The organism is Flavobacterium sp. RHBU_3 (genome assembly GCF_046613565.1).
Taxonomy (GTDB): Bacteria; Bacteroidota; Bacteroidia; order Flavobacteriales; family Flavobacteriaceae; genus Flavobacterium.
The window spans coordinates 232,941-253,167 of record NZ_JBKJHC010000001.1; the positions used below are offsets into that span (position 1 = coordinate 232,941).

Annotated in this window: 21 protein-coding genes; 15 read left to right on the top strand and 6 right to left on the bottom strand. The window is 43.3% G+C overall.

The annotated features are described in order from the left end of the window. Nucleotides 1-48 precede the first annotated feature (48 nt). The 11 genes from gcvH (at nt 49) to ACLI1A_RS01085 (ending at nt 7,072) form a co-directional block, all read left to right on the top strand. On the top strand, nt 49-429 hold the full coding sequence (gene gcvH / locus ACLI1A_RS01035) for a glycine cleavage system protein GcvH (RefSeq protein ID WP_411405164.1): 381 nt from the start codon (nt 49-51) through the stop codon (nt 427-429). Next, nucleotides 422-790 (top strand): VanZ family protein, encoded by a 369-nt coding sequence (locus ACLI1A_RS01040; protein WP_411405166.1) that lies wholly within the window; start codon nt 422-424, stop codon nt 788-790. Before gcvH ends, ACLI1A_RS01040 begins: the two co-directional genes overlap by 8 nt. Before the next feature lie 48 nt (nt 791-838). Further along, entirely contained in the window at nt 839-1,585 is a 747-nt protein-coding gene (deoC, locus tag ACLI1A_RS01045) for a deoxyribose-phosphate aldolase (protein ID WP_411405168.1), read from the top strand. Between the two features lie 371 nt (nt 1,586-1,956). Beyond that, nucleotides 1,957-2,859, top strand: a complete 903-nt coding sequence (cyoE, locus tag ACLI1A_RS01050; RefSeq protein ID WP_411405640.1) for a heme o synthase — start codon at nt 1,957-1,959, stop codon at nt 2,857-2,859. Nucleotides 2,860-2,863: 4 nt separating this feature from the next. Next, entirely contained in the window at nt 2,864-3,451 is a 588-nt protein-coding gene (locus ACLI1A_RS01055; protein WP_411405170.1) for a heme-copper oxidase subunit III, read from the top strand. A gap of 47 nt (nt 3,452-3,498) precedes the next feature. Continuing rightward, nucleotides 3,499-4,488, top strand: coding sequence for a cytochrome c oxidase subunit 3 (locus tag ACLI1A_RS01060; RefSeq protein ID WP_411405175.1), 990 nt, complete (start codon nt 3,499-3,501; stop codon nt 4,486-4,488). Between the two features lie 22 nt (nt 4,489-4,510). Continuing rightward, nucleotides 4,511-4,861, top strand: coding sequence for a cytochrome C oxidase subunit IV family protein (locus tag ACLI1A_RS01065; protein WP_411405177.1), 351 nt, complete (start codon nt 4,511-4,513; stop codon nt 4,859-4,861). Nucleotides 4,862-4,939: 78 nt separating this feature from the next. Continuing rightward, a complete protein-coding gene (locus tag ACLI1A_RS01070) occupies nt 4,940-5,605 on the top strand; it encodes a hypothetical protein (RefSeq protein WP_411405179.1) in 666 nt (221 codons plus the stop codon). 3 nt (nt 5,606-5,608) lie between these two features. After that, the gene (locus ACLI1A_RS01075; protein WP_411405181.1) at nt 5,609-6,232 is read left to right on the top strand and encodes an SCO family protein; all 624 of its coding nucleotides are present in this window, start codon (nt 5,609-5,611) and stop codon (nt 6,230-6,232) included. A gap of 10 nt (nt 6,233-6,242) precedes the next feature. Beyond that, on the top strand, nt 6,243-6,830 hold the full coding sequence (locus ACLI1A_RS01080) for a DUF420 domain-containing protein (RefSeq protein WP_411405183.1): 588 nt from the start codon (nt 6,243-6,245) through the stop codon (nt 6,828-6,830). Next, on the top strand, nt 6,830-7,072 hold the full coding sequence (locus ACLI1A_RS01085; RefSeq protein WP_411405185.1) for a hypothetical protein: 243 nt from the start codon (nt 6,830-6,832) through the stop codon (nt 7,070-7,072). The genes ACLI1A_RS01080 and ACLI1A_RS01085 overlap by 1 nt, the downstream gene beginning before the upstream one ends. An 86-nt stretch (nt 7,073-7,158) precedes the next feature. On the opposite strand, the gene ACLI1A_RS01090 is transcribed toward ACLI1A_RS01085, so the two are convergent. Next, the gene (locus ACLI1A_RS01090) at nt 7,159-8,550 is read right to left on the bottom strand and encodes a DUF4403 family protein (RefSeq protein ID WP_411405187.1); all 1,392 of its coding nucleotides are present in this window, start codon (nt 8,548-8,550) and stop codon (nt 7,159-7,161) included. Between the two features lie 123 nt (nt 8,551-8,673). On the opposite strand from ACLI1A_RS01090, the gene ACLI1A_RS01095 reads away from it, so the two are divergent. The 3 genes from ACLI1A_RS01095 to tsaB are packed head-to-tail and all read left to right on the top strand — an operon-like array spanning nt 8,674 to nt 12,088. Beyond that, nucleotides 8,674-10,128, top strand: coding sequence for a TolC family protein (locus tag ACLI1A_RS01095; protein ID WP_411405189.1), 1,455 nt, complete (start codon nt 8,674-8,676; stop codon nt 10,126-10,128). 2 nt (nt 10,129-10,130) lie between these two features. After that, nucleotides 10,131-11,432, top strand: coding sequence for an efflux RND transporter periplasmic adaptor subunit (locus ACLI1A_RS01100; RefSeq protein WP_411405191.1), 1,302 nt, complete (start codon nt 10,131-10,133; stop codon nt 11,430-11,432). Next, on the top strand, nt 11,432-12,088 hold the full coding sequence (gene tsaB / locus ACLI1A_RS01105) for a tRNA (adenosine(37)-N6)-threonylcarbamoyltransferase complex dimerization subunit type 1 TsaB (protein WP_411405193.1): 657 nt from the start codon (nt 11,432-11,434) through the stop codon (nt 12,086-12,088). The genes ACLI1A_RS01100 and tsaB overlap by 1 nt, the downstream gene beginning before the upstream one ends. 1 nt (nt 12,089) lies before the next feature. On the opposite strand, the gene ACLI1A_RS01110 is transcribed toward tsaB, so the two are convergent. From ACLI1A_RS01110 to ACLI1A_RS01120, 3 genes are all read right to left on the bottom strand, one after another. Continuing rightward, nucleotides 12,090-12,770, bottom strand: coding sequence for a hypothetical protein (locus ACLI1A_RS01110; RefSeq protein WP_411405195.1), 681 nt, complete (start codon nt 12,768-12,770; stop codon nt 12,090-12,092). A 119-nt stretch (nt 12,771-12,889) separates the two neighbouring features. Then, nucleotides 12,890-13,738: a mechanosensitive ion channel family protein gene (locus ACLI1A_RS01115; protein ID WP_411405197.1), complete on the bottom strand. Its 849-nt coding sequence runs from the start codon at nt 13,736-13,738 to the stop codon at nt 12,890-12,892. Continuing rightward, nucleotides 13,739-15,760 (bottom strand): thioredoxin domain-containing protein, encoded by a 2,022-nt coding sequence (locus ACLI1A_RS01120; protein ID WP_411405199.1) that lies wholly within the window; start codon nt 15,758-15,760, stop codon nt 13,739-13,741. It abuts the gene before it with no gap. Nucleotides 15,761-15,922: 162 nt separating this feature from the next. Between ACLI1A_RS01120 and ACLI1A_RS01125 the strand changes: the two genes are divergently transcribed. Continuing rightward, nucleotides 15,923-17,023, top strand: coding sequence for a fatty acid desaturase family protein (locus tag ACLI1A_RS01125; protein WP_411405201.1), 1,101 nt, complete (start codon nt 15,923-15,925; stop codon nt 17,021-17,023). 135 nt (nt 17,024-17,158) lie between these two features. Here the strand turns inward: ACLI1A_RS01125 and ACLI1A_RS01130 are convergent, their stop codons facing one another. After that, on the bottom strand, nt 17,159-19,546 hold the full coding sequence (locus ACLI1A_RS01130) for a DUF5686 family protein (RefSeq protein ID WP_411405203.1): 2,388 nt from the start codon (nt 19,544-19,546) through the stop codon (nt 17,159-17,161). Between the two features lie 135 nt (nt 19,547-19,681). After that, nucleotides 19,682-20,110 (bottom strand): CBS domain-containing protein, encoded by a 429-nt coding sequence (locus tag ACLI1A_RS01135; protein WP_411405205.1) that lies wholly within the window; start codon nt 20,108-20,110, stop codon nt 19,682-19,684. Between the last annotated feature and the right edge of the window lie 117 nt (nt 20,111-20,227).

Below are 20,227 nucleotides of genomic sequence, written 5' to 3' on the forward strand. Positions count from 1 at the left end.
TTTTGAAGTTTGTGCATAAAACATACATTTGCTTAAAAAATAAACAACATGAACATTCCTGCTGAATTAAAGTATACCAAAGACCACGAGTGGGTTAAAATAGATGGCGATACAGCCACTGTAGGTATTACTGATTTTGCCCAGAAAGAACTGGGAGATATAGTGTATGTAGAAGTAGATACACTGGATCAAACTCTTGATAAAGATGAAGTTTTCGGAACTGTAGAGGCCGTTAAAACCGTATCTGACCTGTTTTTGCCGCTTTCTGGCGAAATCGTAGAGTTTAACAGCGAGCTTGATACAAACCCTGAGTTGGTTAACTCTGATGCGTACGGAGCCGGCTGGATGGTAAAAGTTAAAATTTCTGACCTGTCTGAAGTAGAATCACTACTGGATAGCGAACAATATAAGCAGTTAATAGGTGCGTAAAGTATACTTTTGGGCAGCGGTAATATGGACATCCGTTATTACGGTAGCTTGCCTTATAAGTATGCGTAATTTTGATAAGGTAGATTTAAACGAAGGTGCAGATAAGTATGTGCATGCTATCTTTTATTTCCTGCTTACATTTTTATGGTACCAGTATGCCCGCAGAAAGTTTACTATAAGCGGTGTGGGGCTTAGGTTAAGGGTTTTTTTATGTACCTTCCTTTTCGGGTTGTGCATTGAGATGGCTCAAAGCCTTTTTACCAATGACCGCAGTGCCGACTGGCACGATGTTATAGCAAACAGTAGCGGCGCATTAATCTCGATACTGTATTTTTGGCTGGTAGAAAAGCTGAAAAAGTAATATATTTAATCCCGGCAATAGTGTCGGGATTTTTTTTGGACTATAGTTATGGAAGATATCAGGCAATACTTAGATTCTACTTATCTTAAAACGGCACCGCAGGCGGGTCTTACCGAAGATGAAAACCGTAATGTGGTGCGCGCTGTGGTTAATGAGGCTATACAAGAAGGTTTTAAGCTTGTAATGGTACGCCCCGATATGGTAGCTATGGCATGTAGTATGATTACCGAAGCCGGATCTGCGGTAGAAGTGGGTACGGTGATTGATTTCCCTAATGGCGATGGCGGTCTCGAAGTCAAGCTTGCCGAAGCGCGACGTGCCATTCAGGACGGGGCAGACGATCTCGACTTTGTAATAGACTATAAAGCATTTATAGCCGGAGAAAAAGAAAGGGTGGAGGCAGAGGTGATGCAGTGTACCAGCCTGGCACTGGCTCATGGGCGCGTAGCAAAATGGATTATAGAAATAGCAGCGCTAACCCCAGAGCAGATTAAGGCTGTTTGCAGCCTTATAAAAAGCGTGGTGATGACTTTTGCCGATGTGGAAGACTACAGGAGTATTTTTATAAAATCATCTACCGGGTTTTATGTAACCGAAGGTGGACTGCCAAACGGCGCTACCCCCGAAGGTATAAAACTAATGCTGGAATGTGCAGCGCCACTACCTGTAAAAGCAGCGGGAGGGGTGCGCAATTATAAAGAAGCGGCAGATATGATAAAGCTTGGGGTAAAGCGTATAGGTACATCGTCGGCTAAGGCTATAGTAGATGGCTTTACCGCCGAGCCGGGCTATTAAAATCGAAAAACCTTCTCCTTTGGGGGAGAAGGCTCTCTTTCATAGCAATTAGCGATAGTTTTTACTTTTTCATAGCAATAGAAAAGTTGGTTTTATCGACTTGTTCTGTTAGTAAGATGCAGCAAAAGGCGAAAGGTTGCGCCGTTGATGGAATTTTTTTTAAATTTTTTCTCAGCCTGTTTTTCTTCCGTCAATAAATGTTTTTTATTGTTTGCGTCATCTTAAAATATTTTCTTTAGCATTAAGAGGATTTACTTATCTATAACTCTTAAAAATTGCTTTTTTGGTATGTTTTTCATGCGGAGTTAGTATTTAATAAATCTTTTTTTGGGTTATCTTTGCGCGAGTTTTATAAAAGCATGAAAATTACTTTGAACGCATCAGATAACGAGGTTTCCATAAAATCAGTACTAACAGATTTTAAAGCGCTTACAAAATCAGGCCTTGCACTAAGTGTGGTGTTTTCATCGCTGGCGGGCTACCTGCTTGGCTTTTCAGACGAGCATCCTTTTTCCTGGACGGTTTTAATTCTTTTAGCTATAGGTGGTTACTGTATGGTAGGTGCCTCAAACGTGTTTAATCAAATCATAGAAAAAGATCTTGATGCCTTAATGGACCGTACCAAAAACCGCCCCATACCTTCGGGCAGGATTTCGGTAAGGCAGGCGTTTGTTTTTGGCTGTGTGCTTACTGTGGCGGGTATTGCCATACTGTACAACATCAACCCGAAAACGGCCATGTTTGGTGCTATAAGCATCTTTTTATACACCAGTGTTTATACTCCGCTAAAAACAGTTACGCCACTGGCGGTTTTTGTGGGTGCTTTTCCTGGTGCCATACCGTATATGTTGGGCTGGGTGGCTGCAACAAATAATTTTGGCATAGAAGCCGGAATGTTGTTTATGGTGCAGTTTTTCTGGCAGTTTCCACACTTCTGGGCTATTGGCTGGTTCTTGTTTGAGGATTATAAAAAAGGTGGTTTCTTTATGCTGCCTACGGGTAAGCAGGACAAGAAAACCGCACTACAAATTATGCTGTATACCATTTGGCTTATCGTGGCATCGTTATTTCCTGCCACAGGATTAGCGGGTGAGCTAAAGCTGAGCCTTGTATCGGCGGTGCTGGTGCTGGGTATAGGCTTGTGGATGCTGGTGTTTGCAGTAAAGCTTTATAATAAAATGGATGCCGCATCGGCGCGAAAGCTTATGCTTGTAAGCGTTTCTTATATTTCGCTGCTGCAGGTTATATATATAATAGATAAATTTATCCGATAGTTTTATGGAAAAAGTAGTAATGACAGTACAGGAGCATGCCGAGCGTAACGCCAGGTCTAAGAAAATGCTGCTGTGGTTTGCTATGATTAGTATGTTTATGACGTTTGCCGGCCTTACCAGTGCCTACGTGGTTAGCTCATCGCGCCCGGACTGGGTTAAGGATTTTGCGCTGCCGTCGGCTTTTACTATAAGTACGCTTGTAATTGTTATAAGCAGTATCACCTTCCACTTTGCAATAACGGCAATAAAAAAAGGTAACCACAGTGCGGCTTCAGGGCTTATTTTGGGTACGCTTGGTTTGGGTATTGCGTTTGTGGTATTGCAGTTTGTGGGCTTTGGCCAGGTTATCCAGGCGGGCTATTATTTTACGGGTCCAGAGAGTAATATTACTACTACATTCCTGTATATTGTAACCATTGTACACCTTGCACACCTTATTGCGGGGCTTATAGTGCTTTTGGTGGTAATTTATAATCATTTTAAACAAAAATACACCCCATCTCAAACCCTTGGAATAGAGTTAGGTGCGCTTTTTTGGCATTTTCTCGGGTTTTTATGGGTTTATTTGTTCTTATTTTTCTATTTCTATTAAAATAAAAAAATGTAAATTTGAAAACTTTTTTAACCTAATAACGTTTTATGGCAGCGACAGTTACTTCTACAGCCACTACAGGCAAAACATGGGACGGCGGAAACGAGCCTATGGGAGCAAGTTATGGTAAGATGATGATGTGGTTCTTCATCGTATCAGATGCTCTTACATTCTCAGGTTTCCTTGCCGCTTACGGTTTCTCAAGGTTTAAATTCATTGGCACATGGCCTATAGCCGACGAGGTGTTTACCCACTTCCCGTTTATGCACGGTGTTGATGCACCTATGTACTATGTGGCGTTAATGACTTTTATACTTATTTTCTCGTCTGTAACAATGGTGTTGGCGGTAGATGCCGGCCACCAGCTTAAAAAGACAAAAGTTGCTATATACATGCTGCTTACCATTATTGGTGGTTTTATCTTCCTTGGCTCTCAGGCCTGGGAGTGGAAAAACTTCATTAAAGGTGAGTTTGGTGCTGTAGAAAGCAAAGGTGGTTCAGTACTTCAATTCGTTAAAAAAGGCGAAGGTGATAAGTACGAGCGTGTAGCACTTGCTGATTTTGCTGCGCACCTACCTACCGAAAGGCAGGAAAAAGTAAAAAGTAAAGGTATCTGGTTTGAAAAAGGTGAGTCGCTTCCTTCATACACTGTAGAAGAAGTAGCTGAAGGTCTTAAAGCCCACCCTGAAGTATTAATCAGGACTGAAGATATTACTGAGAAGAAAACAAAAACAGTACTTACAAGGGAAGAATCTCTTGCTAAGATAGCAGACTTTAACCTTGTTGTAGAAGGTGCAAACCTTAAGCACAACGAATACGGCCACAAGCTGTTTGCTGATTTCTTCTTCTTTATTACAGGTTTCCACGGTTTCCACGTGTTCTCTGGTGTAATGATTAACATCCTTATATTCTTTAACGTACTTCTTGGTACTTATGAGAAAAGGAAGAGCTACGAAATGGTTGAAAAAGTGGGTCTTTACTGGCACTTTGTAGACCTTGTATGGGTATTTGTATTCACATTCTTCTACCTTGTTTAATCTTAAAGAAAATATATAGATCATGGCACACGCACACGAATCTAACACAAAAAGGATATGGACTGTTTTCGGGATCCTGTCTGTAATAACAATAGTTGAGGTAATCTTCGGTATTAAAAAGCCGGAAGCACTATTCCTTAACAGCCTGTTTGGTCTTAACCTGTTAAACTGGTTATTCATTATCCTTACAGTAGTAAAAGCATACTACATCATGTGGGCTTTCATGCACCTTGAAGGTGAGAAATCAAGCTTCAGGTGGTCTATAGTTGCTCCACTTGTGTTTCTTATAATCTACTTGGTATTCATCTTACTTGTAGAAGGTAATTATATATTTGAAGTGTTCCACAATTCACAATATAAGTGGATATTCTAAGAGAACATTAATTCATAAAAAAGGCGGTTATATCAACCGCCTTTTTTAATTTTGCACCATAGTTTCATAAACCGTATCATGAATCGTAAATTAGTGTTGTTTGGTCTTCTTATACTGCCGTTGTTGCTGTATGTATACTTTTCTATGGTTAAGCACAATTCTCTCTTCTTACCCGTTATTACAAAAAACATAAACGAACTTCCTGAGGGCAAGACCCTTGATGGCAAGCCTGTGCAGCTTACCGGAAAAATTTCGGTGGTTGGTTTTTTAGGTAACGACATCAACAAGCGCAAAGAGGCTATCTTTAACCTGAACCAAAAGATAAACAGCAAATACAAAGGTTTTACCGATTTCCAGATGGTAATGCTTGTGCCCGATGGCGACCAGCAGGCGGTAGCCGCGTTACAGGAAAGCCTGAGGCGTATGGGCGATATTAGCGACTGGAGGTTTTTGTTTGCCAAGCCCGAAGATATCAAGAAGTTTTACACCAGCTTTAAAGTGGCCGAACCGCTTGATGCCAATGCCGGTAACGACTATGTATTTATAGTAGATAAAGAGCGTGGCCTGCGTGGGCGCCAGGGTAAGGACAAGAAGGGTAAAACAGAATACAAAGACGGTTATAACACATTTATTGTGTCTGATTTGCACAATGAAATGACCGACGACGTAAAGATAATACTGCGCGAATACCGCCTGGAGCTAAAAAGGCACAACGGGCCGCAACGTACCAAAAGGGAAATATAAGTTATGAAAAACAAATCGTATATAGGCATTTCGTTTATAGTGCTCATTTTTGGGATATGGGCAGTGCCGAAAATTGTAGACCGTTTTAAGAAATCAGACCTGGTAGAAATAGGCCCGGTGCCGTCTTTTGAGTTAACGGACCAGGATGATAAAAAGATATCAGACAGCGATTATAAAGGGAAGGTGTACGTGGTAGAGTTCTTTTTTAGTACCTGTCCTACCATTTGCCCGAAAATGAACCAGAACATGCTGAAAATTCAGGATGCTTTTTACGGCAGGCCTGATTTTGGCATAGCATCTATAACCATAAACCCGGAGTACGATACACCTAAAGTGCTTAAAGACCATGCAAAGCAGCTTGGTGTAAAACACTACAACTGGCATATGCTTACCGGCGAGCGTGATTATATTTTTAACCTTGCCAAGGAGTTTAAGTTGTATGCGGGTACTAACCCAAATGTGCCGGGTGGTTTTGAGCATTCGGGTATGTTTGCGCTTGTAGATAAAGATGGTAACATACGCTGCCGCAAAGACCAATTTGGTAACCCGATTATGTATTACGACGGGCTGGAGCAAAGCGGTGTAGATGCTATTAAAGAAGATATTAAAAAGCTTTTAGAAGAATAATAACCTTACCATGGAACAATCACTTCAAACCGAAAAACAATACAATAAATGGATTATAGCAGTGTCTATAATTATACCGGTGGCTGTAGCGGCACTGTTTGGTATTAACCTGCCAAAAATGGGCTACGATGTAAAGCCGCTAAACTTTTTGCCGCCTATATATGCTGCCGTAAACGGACTTACAGCTATAGTGCTTGTAGTGGCGGTACAGGCTGTAAAAAAAGGCAACCGTACCCTGCACGAAAGGCTGGTTAAGGTAGCTATAGGGCTTTCGCTTAGTTTCCTGGTTATGTATGTGGCCTACCACATGACGAGCATTACCGCCATATACGGCGATCTTGATTTTGACGGCCTGTTAAGCGACCAGGAGAAGGCCACGGCCGGAGCCCTGCGTTATGTGTACTACTTTGTGCTGTTTACCCACATTCCGCTGTCTGTGGTAATTATTCCTTTTGTGTTGTACACTTTTGTAAGGGGTATATCGGGTAGTTATGAGCGCCACAAAAAACTGGCTCGTATTACGTATCCTATGTGGCTTTATGTAGCTGTAACAGGTGTTATAGTATACCTTATGATTTCTCCATATTACCATAACTAATGCAAAGAAAATATATACAATGGCTGTTGCCGGTAGTGCTGTTTGCGGTAAACCTGCCTGTGCATGCCCAGTGTGCCATGTGCCGTGCCGCTCTGGAAAGCAACGACCAGGGTGTGCAGCCCGAAGCCGTAAACGACGGCATAGTGTACCTTATGGCTTTTCCGTACCTGCTGGTAGGTATAGTGGGCTTTATAGTATACCGCATGCGGCAGAAGTCGATAGCAAAAAAAGAAGCGCAGTAAATTTTTACTGCGCTTTTTTTATACGTTTTTGGAACTCTAAAACTTCAATAATCTAAAAGTTCCAACAATCTAAGAATCTAAAAGAACTATTTCAGTCCGTCTACCTTAAGGTTGATTTTTCCGGTAGCTTTTATAAATGCTATCATGGCATTGCTGGTAAGCTCTACTTTATCAAAATCAAATCCGTCTAAGGCACCGTTTACAAATACACCCGGCATAGGTGAGTAGTTGTTTAGGTACGGAGCCATGGCTTTTTTACCGTCTTCAAGGTTTTCTTTAACCGAGTAGCGACAGTTTTCCTGTATCTTTTTCAGGATGATGCCACCGGCCATCCAGTTTGCAGTACGCATAAGGGCACTTTTGGTGTCCAGTACATAATCCATCTGGTCAAAGTAAATTTCTTTGGTTACGGCGTTGTAGTTTGGTATACCGGTAAGGTAAATGGTGCCGTTAAGGCTGCCTGTCATGTCCAGCGCCACAATAAGCTTGTTGTCTTTTGCCCATAGGTCAACTTTTTGTACGGTAACTTTACGCTTACCATCGCCAAACTCCTGTCCCTGGAAGTTTTTAGTAATCATCTTAGAGGCGTTCTCATAAGTAGATACAGCGGCAACCGTAGCCGTAACTTTTTCAGGCATGGTTTTTACAGCCAGTAGCTGCACCTGGTCTTTCTTAAACGTGTTTTTCGGCTGTTGACCCACGGTAGTTTCCATGGTACACTTAAGGCCCATGTTCATGGTTATCTGTTTTTTTGCCAAAACAGCATCGGTAGCATACAGCTCGGTAGGTGTAAGGCGGAACCATGTTTGGTACTGCTCGCTGGTAAGTATTGGCTTAGCCATAGCCTCCATGGCATCAAGTACCTGTGGTTTAAAGTCGATGGCCTCGCTCAGGGCTTTGTCCAGCTCGTCTTCTATGCGGCTTTTAAACAGTTTTATAGCCGGGTTTATCAGGTAGGTAACCGGCATTTTTTTTCCGGCTACGGTTATAGAAGGACTTTCTATCCATTCCAGCTCTACAATAGCAGTTTTTGTTTTCAGCTTCCAGTTGGTAAGTTTTACATCGCTGCTAAAGGTGATTTTTGCATTAAGGTCAAACTCGCGCGTATCGTACATTTCCACACCCATAACGGTAGAACCGTAGCGTACCTTTCCGTTTACCTTAATAGGTACTATGCTTTCCAGCTTTCCGTTTTTTTCGGTAAATTTAATAGGGGCGGTTTTGGTTACTTTCAGTGCTACATCGTCGGCTTTCATGTCGTTGTCTTCATACACTACGCCGGCAAAAAACTTGTTGGTTTGGTTTTCAATATCCGCTACGGTAACGCTTACCGGCAGGCTGATGAATGATGTGGTTTGTTTGTATACCACGTCTGTGGTATTGCCCGGTTCGGGTTTCAGGGCGGCAATTTTCTTTGCAGTGCCGCATCCTGTAAGTAAAACAGCAGAAGCAGCAACGCTTACTAATAAGGTTTTCATGTGTTTAAGTAGAAATTTGGCGCAAATGTAGGATTTAATTTGTAACAAAAAATACAGTTGTGAGTCATATATGCAAACAGATTGTCCTTATTCAGGATATTTAATAATTTTGTTTCTCCAATTATGAAAAACAAAAAGCACAGGCTCATTTTATTAGGAGTTTCCTTTTTTTCGATTGCCGGCTTTGCCCAGCAAAAAAAATGGAGCTTACAGGAGTGCGTAGATTATGCACTAAAGAACAACATATCCATAAAGCTAAGCGAACTGGATGTGCAAACGGCTGCTGTGGCTAAAAGCGATGCCAAGATGGCGTTTTTACCTACGGCTAACCTGCAGGGTTCGCATTCGTGGAACATTGGTCTTAACCAGAACATAACAACAGGTTTGCTGGAAAACCAAACGGTGCAGTTTACTTCTATAGGAGGTACGGTGGGTGTAAATATTTACAACGGCTTGCAAAGCCAAAACCGTTTTACCCGTGCCAGGCTTGCAGCGGTAGCATCGCAGTACCAGCTTACAAAAATGCAGGAAGATGTGGGGCTGAATGTGGCCAATGCTTACCTGCAGATACTGTTTAATAAAGAAAACCTGAAAGTGCAGCAGCAACAGCTGGACTACGATTCTAAGCAAATGAACAGGGTGCAGCAGCTGGTAGATGCCGGGTCTGTACCTCAGGGCGACCTGCTGGATGTAAAGGCTACCGTGGCTACTGATACGCAGAATAAAATTGCTGCCGAAAATGCACTGCTGCTAAGTAAACTGAGTCTTGCCCAGTTGATGCAGCTGGAAAACTTCCTGGAGTTTGATACGGAAGACCGTGATTATCCTACGGATGAAACCGGTGTAATGCTGCGCCAGGCTGCCGAGATTTATAAGAAGGCAAAGGAAACCCGCACCGAGATTAAAATAGCCCAGCAAAATTTGGCTGTAGCCGAAAAAGATGTTACTATAGCGCGTGGTGCGTACCAGCCTACACTACAGGGTTTTTATAGTTTTACTACCCGTGCTGCCTATGCCGACAGGGTTACGGGCTACCAGTTAGATACTAACAACCCTAACAGCATTATAGGTTATGTAGACGGTACTAACCAAAACGTACTTTCGCCAAACTACGTTCCGGTACTGGGCAAGCATGCTCCCATCTGGGACCAGTTCGACCAGAATAAAGGTCATTCGTTCGGGGTGCAACTAAGCATACCGGTGTTTAACGGTTTTTCTACACGAAACAATGTAGAGCGTGCCAAGATAACGCTGGAGCGTACCCGCATAACCCTGCAACAGCAGGAACTTACACTGGAGCAAAATGTGTACAAAGCCTATACCGACGCCCAGGGTGCCCTAAACGCTTATGAAGCTGCCAAAACTACGCTTGCCGCCCGCGAGCAGGCCAAAGAATATGCCCGCCAGCGCTATGAGGTGGGGCTTATTAATATATTTGACTATAACCAGGCACAAACGCTTTTTGTAAATGCACAAAGCGAGGTGCTGCGTACTAAATACGATTTTATTTTTAAGGTTAAGATACTTGAGTTTTATTTTGGTATTCCTATTTCTCCTTCAATCATTCAAAAAAACTAATCATGTCTAAGAAAACTATTTTTATACTTTTAGGAACGGTAATCGTTGTTGTTGTAGCACTTGTACTGCTTAAAAAATCAGGTTCTATAGGCGGCGGTGATGAGGGCAAAGAGGTAGAAACCGCCCAGGTAAAAACCATAACACTAACCGAAACGGTTTCGGCTACCGGAAAAATACAGCCCGAAGTGGAAGTAAAAATATCATCTGAAGTATCGGGTGAAATTATAGAGCTTCCTATTAAAGAAGGCCAGGCCATTAAAAAAGGCGACCTGCTGGTGCGCATAAACCCAGACCTGTATGAATCGGGACTAAGCCGTACCAATGCTGCCATGTCTACTGCCAGGGCAGGGCTAAACCAGGCCGAAGCCCAGCTGAAAGAAGCCAAGGCAAACTATGACCGAAACAAAACCCTGTTTGATAAAGGGGTTATCTCTAAATCAGAGTGGGATAAAATAGTATCTGCTTATGAGGTGGCACAGGCCAGCAAGCAGTCGGCGTTCTTCCAGGTACAAAGTGCCGGTGCCAGTGTTACTGAGGCAAAGGACAACCTGAACCGTACCACCATATACTCTCCGGTAGACGGTACCATATCAAAGCTTGATACCGAACTGGGCGAACGAGTAGTGGGTACGCAGCAAATGACCGGTACCGAGATACTTCGTGTGGCTAACCTTAACAACATGGAGGTAGAGGTAGAGGTAAATGAAAATGATATTGTAAAAGTACAGGTGGGTAATGAAGCCGAAGTGGAGGTGGATGCTTACCTGAAAAGGAAGTTTAAAGGTGTTGTTACCAGTATTTCAAACTCGTCTGCAACTACTACCGCCGACCAGGTGACAAACTTTAAGGTAAAGGTGCGCCTTCTTAAGGAATCATACGAGGATATGCTGCAGGGGAAGCCGTCTAATTTTTCTCCTTTCCGTCCGGGCATGACCGCTACTGTAGATATTATTACACAGAGGAAGGCAAATGTGCTTTCTGTGCCAATTAGCTCGGTTGTTGTAAAAACGGATACAACATCGGGTGCTAAGCACGATATTGTAAAAGAGCTTGAAGACAAGGAGAAGGAAAAAGAAACCGGTAAGGCAGAACAGCGTTTTGAGTGCGTGTTTGTAAGCAATGGTGGTAAGGCTGTGCTTAGGCCAATAAAAACCGGTATACAGGACGATACTAATATAGAGGTGCTTTCGGGGCTTAAACCCGGCGATGTGGTTATTACAGGGCCGTACAACACGGTGTCTAAAGACCTGAACCCCGGCGACAAGATAAAGACTGCCACGAAAGATAACGAAGCGAAAAAATAATGATACGTATACTTAATATAGAAACTGCAACCAAAAACTGCTCGGTATCGCTAGCGGTAGATGGTGAGGTAAAGGTGCTGAAGGAATATGCAGGTGAGGGCTATGCCCATGCCGAGAAGCTACATGTTTTTATAGAGGAAGCCCTGCGCGAAGCGGGACTGGTGTATGCCGATATTACAGCTGTGGCCGTAAGTATGGGGCCGGGCTCTTATACGGGGCTGCGCATAGGGGTTTCGGCGGCTAAGGGGCTGTGCTACGCCCTGGGCATACCGCTTATAGCTATTGATACTTTAGAGCTGCTTGCCCGACGTATTGCTGTAACCGATGGAGTTGTTGTTCCGCTTATCGATGCGCGCCGTATGGAGGCGTATACGGCTGTTTTTACGCCCGGTTTTGAAAAGATACGCGAAATACAAGCTGAGATAATTACGCCTGAATCTTTTTCGGAATATGAAAAAGTACATATTTTAGGTGATGGCGCTGCAAAATGCGTAGGCGTGCTACCGGAGGATAAAATTGTTTTCCATAAAGATGAAGTATATCCGTCAGCGGCACAAATGGGTGCTTTGTCGTATGCCAAATACAAAATAAGCGACACCGTAGATGTCGCTTATTTTGAGCCTTTTTACCTGAAAGACTTTATTGCAGGTAAATAAATTATATTATTGAAGCAGTATATTCGGCCAGTTTAGCAAGGTCTTCACCTTTTTCCAGGTCTATTTTATTCTGCTTTATAAAGTTTAGTATTTCTTCGCTTTTGCCAGGTACCAGTTTAGAGAAGCTTTTTTTGCTTGAAAAATACTGTGCAGGAGCATCGCCTATCTGTACATAAAACTCGTCGCTGTCCTTTTTATAAGTAGCAGGTTTTTCGCTTCCGTAACCGTTATCAGGCTTAGAAGCTGCCTGTAGGTATATGTGTTCCCTTTTGTAAATTTTTACTTTGGCGTTGTTGCCTAAAAGCTGCATGTATCCTGAGTTTTCAGCTTTGTCCTTAACAAAGTTTATCAGTACATACTGTTCGCCTGTAGCAAAAGTAATAACGGTGCCCGGTTGTTTCGGTAATGATTTTACCGTTTGTTCCTGCGGGTAGCTTATCTCAAAATAATCAGAGTATGCATTGTAGCGCAGCATTTGGTTGCTGTTACTGCTTTCGCCTATTTTGGCAGGTAAAAAAGCTTCATTAATGTACATAGAACCCTGTACATTAGCGTTTGATTTACTGCCGGGCATCATAATCTGCCCACCGTTTCCGGTAATTGGTGTCTGGTTAATTTGAGCGTTAGCGCTAAGTGCAGTGCCAAGTAGGGCAGCAGCTAACAGGTAATTTAAATTTTTCATTTTTAATGGTGATAATATAATAGCAAATAGTTTTTATGCGGCGAAAGTAAGCTTTTAACCTTAAGATTTAAAACAAATTAACAAAAATAGTGCCGTTATAAAACGTTGCTTAAATATTTTTATTGTGGGTTATCCGGTTTATTTTCAGGATATTTTAAGTTTAGTTCCTGGTGCGGCGGAAATTCGGCTCCGGTTTGTTTCAGTGCCGGTTTTATATTCTCATAAAAATCAGATACAGTGCTGCTAAACTGTTCCCTTTTTGTCCAGAAATACACTGCAAGTGTTACTCCGCTATCGGTAAGGGCTTTTACTTCAATAGCCGGTGCCGGTTTTGCAAGTACCCTCTGGTCTGATTTTATAACCGAGAATATAGTGTCTTTTACTTTTTTTAGGTCGCTGCTGTACCCCATATTCAGTGCTATTTCTGCGCGGCGCTGTGGCTCCTGCGAAAAGTTTTTAATGGTGTTGTTGCTCAGCGTACCGTTTGGCAGGTATACCACCTGGTTGTTTGGGGTGGTAAGGCGGGTACTGAATATTTGTATGCTGCTTACCGTGCCTGCCTGTCCCTGGGCTTCTATATAATCACCTACCCGAAATGGTTTAAACAATATAATAAGTAATCCTCCTGCAAAGTTAGACAGAGAGCCTTGTAACGATAAACCTATGGCTACGGCACCGGCACCTATAATGGCTGCAAACGATGTGGTACCTATGCCCAGCTGGTCTATAATGCTTACAAAAAGTAATATGCGAAGCCCCCAGCTGCTTACGTCCAGCACAAATTTTAATAGGGTAGGGTCGTGATCCGGGCGTGCGGTAATGATTCGGGTTATAAAATTCCGGATGAATTTTATGGCAATTAGCCCCAGGATGAGCATGCCTATTGCCATGAAAATATTTGGTATGTAGCCTACTACTTTATCACCCAGTAGTTCTACATAGTGGTCTATTTTTTCCTTTTCAAACATTTATATATGTGTTAAACTATTGATTACTTCATTTAAATTTTCCTGCGGCAGGTGGCACGCCTTGTTTTGGCAAACATAAAACAGTTGACGGTTATTGTCAAAACGGTTTTTAAGAAAAGGTATGGCCGAATCTTTTGTTGTGCCTGCTACCAGTACATGCGGCAGGTAGGTAGCATTTATTGTTGTTATAGCTTCGGTAGCATTAGTGCCACACACGGCAAGCTCGCGGTTATCGGCAGATAAATCGAGCCAAAGGTTTAGCCAGTTGCTAAAAGCCGACGGGTAGTCCATAGACGGGATAATGTTGTACAGCATTTGCAGCGCTACCTTTTCATAATGAGGGTTGTCAAACAGCAGGCTCAGCTTGTACAGCACATTTGCCATAACCGAGTTTGATGCCGGTATTACGTTGTCTTCGGTTTCATAATGGGGTGCTACCAGTTCAGAGTTGTTTCGTTCGGTAAACAGGAACGATTGTTTCTTCTCGTCGTAGAAATGTTCCAGTGTATAGTCTGCCAGTTGTTTGGCGTGGTACAGCCATTGCTCATCCAGCGTGCATTGGTACAGGCTTATAAAAGCATCGGCGGTATGGGCATAGTCTTCCAGGAAACCCTTAATGCGCGATACGCCGTTTTTGTGCGTGCGCCACAGATAGCCTGCCTCATACCACAGCTTGTTTACAATAAACTGTGCATTTTTCAGGGCTGCTTCCAGGTAATGGTTTTCGGTAGTGGCTTTGTAGGCATCGGCATAGCCTTTTAGCATCAGGGCGTTCCATGAGGTAAGTATCTTGTCGTCCAGCCCCGGTTTGTGGCGTTTTTCGCGTTCGGTATACAGCAGTTGTTCCCAGTTTTTTTTCTTTACCAAAAGTGCTTCCGGGCTTATGCCAAAAGCTTCTGCGAGTGTGTCAATCGATTCGGTTTGTATAAGCACAAACTGCCCGTTTTCCCAAAACCCGAATTCATTTACGCTGAACACTTTTTCAAACAAAGGGAAATCATCACCCAGCAGGGTTTTAAGGTCTTCTTTTTCCCAGGTGTAAAAAGCACCTTCTTCCTTGTGGCCGGTAAGGGTAAGGCTATCGGCATCCCACGCGCTGTAAAAAGCGCCTTCGGCGGTGGTGAGTTCGGTGCTTATGTAAAAGTGCGTTTTTTCTATTACTTCTTTGTACAACGGATTTTTGGTGCGCTTGTAAGCTTCGGCATACAGGCTCATAAGCTGGCCGTTGTCGTAAAGCATTTTTTCGAAATGTGGCACGTGCCAGTGCATGTCTACCGAATAGCGTGAAAACCCTCCGCCCACGGTGTCAAACAATCCGCCCCATGCCATACGGGTAAGGGTAAGGTCGGTAAAGTCCAGCAGTTCCTGCGTTTTGGTCTGGTAGCCGTAGCGTTGTAAAAACAGGTAGTTATTCGGCATCATAAACTTGGGCGCACGGGCATACCCGCCAAAATCCCAGTCGAAACTTCGGCTCCATTTTTCAATTAGCGGTTTTATATTACCCGGGTTTTGTGAAGTGTTGTCTTCATTAGGTGGCAGTATCGACATCTGATTGATGCCCTCAAGCAGTTTTGCCGCATAGTCTTCCATTTTGTCGCGGCCTTCGGTAAACAGTTCCTGCAGCTGATCCAGCGCTTCCATCCATTGCTGTTTCCTAAAGTAGGTGCCGCCCCATACCGGCCTTCCATCTGGCAGCAGTACCACGTTCATGGGCCAACCACCCTGACCGGTCATCAGTTGCACCGCTTTCATGTAAGTGGCATCTACATCGGGGCGTTCTTCCCGGTCTACTTTTATCGAAATAAAGTGAGCATTCATCAGCTCGGCTACCTCATTGTCTTCAAAGCTTTCGTGCTCCATAACATGGCACCAGTGGCACGCCGAATAACCCACGCTTAGTACAATAAGGCGGTCTTCCTTTTTGGCTTTTGCCAAAACTTCGGGTTTCCAGGCTTTCCAGTGTATGGGGTTGTTTGCGTGTTGTAAAAGGTAGGGGCTGGTTTCGTTTTGGAGCTCGTTCATGTGCAGGTTTAAAAAAATAAAAGTACTAAATAAGCCCATGTGCTTCAAGGCAAAATTTTGTTAAAATCTATTAAATAAATTCGTGTTAAAACTATTGTAAAGCGTCTCGCTGTCAGGCTTTTTTGTTTAATTTTGATAGCAAATCATCAACAAACACATCACATGGAAAAATTAAAAAGGCCCACCTACGTGAAGCCGGCTGCTGACGATTTTTTCAAAAAACTGCACCGCGAAGTAGAAGAAACCGTACTAAACGACGACCGGCTACGAAAAAAAAACGTGATAAAATCTTTAGGACTGTTAGCTGCGTATTTTACTTTTTACATCTGCATCCTGTTCTTTGGAAACAATACACAGTTGCTTTACCTGTTTTATATTTTATGCGGCTTTAGCATGATTGTATTATTTATCAATGCTTTTCATGATGCCGTGCACGGTGCTGTGTTTAAAAGCCCGAAAGCAAACGATCGCTTTACCTGGGTATTAGAAGTTTTTGGCAGTAACCGCTGGCTTTGGATAACACGCCATATACGCCTGCACCACCCGTACCCGAATATACCGGACTGGGATGTGGATATAAAGCAAAGCGATATAGTACGTATTTTTCCGAACAGCCCGCTGCTGGATTTTCATAAGTACCAGCATATTTACATGTGGTTTTTGTATCCGCTGTACAGCCTTAACTGGATTTTTATACGCGACTTTAAAGATTTCTTTGGCACAAAGGATAACTACATAAAGCGTATAGTACAAATACCACGGGTGGAATACTACAGGCTGTTTGCTACCAAAATAGCTAATGTGCTGTATATGCTTATACTGCCTATTATGTTGCTAAACCAGCCCTGGTACGTGGTACTGGGCGCGTGGTTTACCATGCACATTTGTGGAAGCATGCTGGGGGTTATAGCGCTGATAAGTACCCACGTAGATGAGGAGGCGTATTTCCCTACAGCACCCGAAGATGGTAAAATGGAAACCACCTGGGCGGTGCACCAAATGCTGGTAACCAAAGATTTTAGTACCGATAGCCCGCTGGCCAATTTCCTGTACGGAGGGTTTACCCATCATGTGGCGCACCATTTGTTTCCGGGGGTGGGGCATACGTATTACCCGTACATAACGCCCATTATTAAAAAGTATGCCGCCGAAAACGACATACCCTATACTTCATATCCGTTTCATGAGGCGGTGCGGTCTCATTTTAACCTACTTAAAAACAGTGGTGTAAAGCAGAGTATAATGAGCATGGGGGAAATATAGTTTCCTCTTCCATTTCGAGCGCAGCACAGTTGAGAAATCTCTAAAGTTGAGAAATCTCTAAAAAAGTAATTTGAGATTTAATTTCGTTTAACCTTCGGTGTCTCAGCTCCGCCCGAAATGGAGAAAAGCAAGCTATTATTTAATGGTGAAATTAATGGTAGCCTTAAACACAAGGTTGTCGTTAGCGTTGTCATACGCATATGCGCCATAGCGGTAAAAAACTCCTGCGCCTATGCCCAGGTAACCTATGTTCATGTAGTTTAGCTTTACTATATTATCTGCCTGAAGGCCGGTTTCGCTAAACAGTTTGTTCTTTACTTTAAAGCTTACATAGCTGTGTGCGCCGGGGTTTTGCAAATCGCCTATGCTGAAGTTGTTGTGCAGGCTTATCCACGGCTGAAAGCTACCGGCCTTAAACAACAGCCCTCCAAAATTGTGCGATGTAAACAGGTTTACATACCTGTTGCTTAAAAACTCATATGGTTCCATAGTCTGGAAATGGTTTTTTACCACAATCTGTATTTTTTTGTCGTACCCACCCTCGCCGGTAAACACAAGTCCGTAGGGTAGTGGGCGGTCGGCATAACCTGCTTCCAGGCGGTAGCTGGTTTGCCCCAGGTTTTTTGTAAAATACGACTGTTCTGCCACGGCTTCAATTTTGTTGTAATTAAAGTTACCGCCCAGTACGTCTTCAAAGCCGTGTGCGTATGAAAGGCTCAGTACCGGGTATTGGGTAGGGGTGACCACATTTTGGTTAAACGAATTGATTATTTTTTCGCCGTAGGCAAAACGCAGGTTTACGGCTGCCTCGGTATTCGTGTACGATGTGTATTGCCTGCCGTCGGTATCGGTAAAAAGATAATCATACATAGGTGTGGTGTATGAGTGTGTAAAACCCGCATTCCACTTGATGTAGCGGTAAATGCGCGACCCGATTAAAAAGCGCTCTTCGCGCACGCGGTCCATCAGGTAACCCATGTACGACCTTAGTGTAAGGCGCGTGGGCTGCGCAAAGCCGTAGTTGTAGTTACCAGCTTCTGTAAGGTTGTCCTGGTAGCGCCCGCTTATGGTAAACTCATGTCTTTTATCTAATGTATAAATGGCTTCGCCGCCGTATTTCCAGTTGCCGTCTTTACTGCCGTAGCCAACGAACCCGCCCAACGACAGTTTAGAAAACAGCTTTTCGTTAGTGTATAAGCCTGCGCCAAAACGGAATCCTTCGTAGCGGTTGTACACCAGTGTTTTGCCAAGGTCGAGGTCAAACTTACCTATGGGGATACGGTTGCGGCCTAATTTTTCGAGGGTAGTAAGGTATTTGTCAAAGTTGTATTCATTACCCAGGCTGTCCAGTACGGTATAGGTGCTTTTTTCGGCGGTATTCAGTGCTTCGCGGCGCTGCCCCTGCCAAAACAGGCTGTCTTTCTTGGCGGCATTTTCATCAATCCATACCGACTCCAGGCTGAATTCCTTTTTGCGCAGCGGTGGGTTTATTACCACATGGTCTATGTAGCCACGCCCCTCGGCTACCATGCCTGTTTTTGGGTTGGGGTAGTCGTTAAGTATAAGGGCATAGTTTAGCTGCTCCGGAAACCAGTAGCCGTCTATGTTGGTGTACTGCTGTTGTATGCGAAGGTCTATCTTTCCTTTTTCAAATGGCGTGGCTGTTACCTGCTGCACAGCATATTTGTTAGTGTTTATGTACAGCAGCCCGGTAAGCGACTCAAATTTTTTGTGCTGGCGTGGCTTGTACGAAATCACATACACCGTGTCCTTGCCCTGAAACAAGGTGTCCTGTAGTGTAAAACGGTATTTGCTGATGCTGCCCTTGCTTATAGGGTTGAGGTAATTAACGTTAAGAAACTTTATGTTGTCCTTATAGAATGAAAACGGCTGCAAATCGGTAGCAGTGGCTGCAAACGATGGGTTTTTAAACCCGGAAACCTTAGTGGCTATAATTTTTTCTTCGGTTCGGTTTGGTTTCAGGTACTTGCGTTCCGTAACCGATTCCATCATAAAAAAATGCCCTCCTTTAAGAAACTGCTTTATCTTGATGCTGTCTGCGGCATTACTGTTTTTAAAATCGTACGCCACTTTATTGTACGAATTGCAGGTGTAGGCAGTAAGGTTGTCGGGGTCGTTCAGGTCTTTATTGGCTATAACCTTTCGCATAATGCGCTCTGCCGGATTGTCGCCGGGGGTTATTACCAACTCCTGTAACTGGTTTTGGGCAAACCGCAACGAGAAGCTCAGGCTGTTGTGGTTAGCATTGGTTACGGTTACAGTTTCAGAACTGTAGCCTACATAGCTGCAGGTAGCAGTAGTAAGACTTTCGTTTGCGCTAAAGCTGAATTTTCCGTCGATATCGGCTATAACCGAAAGCGTGTTTTTATTGTTGAATACAATACTGGCAAAAGCAAGGGGCTGTTTGGTTTCTTTGTCGGTTATAATTCCTTTTACAGTAGTTTGTGCTGTGGCAGCCATGCACATTAGCAGGGCCCAACATAAGTAAAGTGTTTGTTTCATTGGTTTGGGTAATGTCCACTGTAAAAATGCGAAAAAAAAGTAATTATTGCAGTTGGCACAAAAAAAAACTTCCCCGCCTTAGTAAGTGCGGGGAAGTAAGTAGTGCGTATTTAAATTGTTGTTTGCTGTGCGGTATTAATAATATTGCAGCAGCAGGTAGTTAATCAGGTCAGTAGTAGTTACTATGCCCACCAGTTCGCCTGCTTCGGTAACCGGTAGCGCATGAAAACTTTCGCGTGCCAAAATTTCTGCTACTTCGCGTATTGATGTGCTTACGTCTACTGTCATAGGGGTTTTTGTCATTACCTGCGGTATGGTAAACATATTGTATACTACTGCTTCTACAACATCGTTGTCATTATCGTCAGTGGCAACATCGGCAAAGCTGATGCGCAGTAAATCGGTAAGGCTTAGCATGCCTATTATTTTTTTTCCGTCTACAACCGGAATGTGGCGTATGTTGTGTTTTTTAAATAAACGTTCGGCTTCGTCAAGGGTGTCTTTTATGTTTAGTACCACCGGCTTAGAAGTCATTATTTGCATTACGGATACTCTTTGTTTCATAACTGATTGTTTTAATTTTATAGTGTAAAGGTCAGGTGCTTATAGCTGTAAAATCATGACAAAAAGCATTTTTGGATATTTTTTTTCTCCGTATATTAAGGTGAAAATAAGGTAGTG